The following is a 577-nucleotide window of genomic DNA, read 5'->3' as shown; positions in this document are numbered from 1 at the left end:
CTCGCGATCCGCGCTTGAGCCGGTTGCGGACGCGGTCCGTCGGGACCGGGATCGTGGCCTTGATCCCGCGTCTGCGCAGGTAGGCGCGATTGCTACGGGAGTCGTAGGCCTTGTCGGCCCGGACCCGGTCCGGCCGTTTGCGCGGTCTGCCGTGACCGAGCCGGGGCACCCTGATCCTTTCCAGGACCGGCTCGAACTGAGGCGAATCACCCCGCTGTCCGGCGGTGATCACCACCGATAACGGCTTCTGCCCCTGCTCGACGGCGAGATGGATTTTGCTGGTCAGGCCGCCCCGGGACCGTCCGAGCCCGTGGTCGGCCGGCTCGACGGTGATCCCGCCGGGTGGTTCCTTCTGGAGATCCCCCTTTTCGCCGCCCCGGCCGCGTGCTGGTGGGCCCGGCAGACCGTGGAGTCGACGTTCACGTCCCAGGTGATCAGGCCCCCGGCATCGGCCTCGGCCTGCAGCTGAGTGACGATCCGGGCCCAGGTGCCATCGCGCTGCCAGCGCCGGAACAGGTCATAGGCCCGGTCCCACGGCCCGTAGCGTTCCGGCACGTCACGCCAGGGGGCACCGGTT

General features: G+C 70.5%; 1 pseudogene. It reads right to left on the bottom strand.

The window, feature by feature from the left end:
- A pseudogene (locus tag ACYF6T_RS44590) lies at window positions 1-577 on the bottom strand (IS5 family transposase); the annotation flags it as partial.

The sequence above is a fragment of the Streptomyces sp. 7R007 genome (assembly GCF_054850255.1).
Note: the sequence above shows the minus strand (reverse complement) of the source record. Positions and strands in the feature narration are given on the sequence as shown.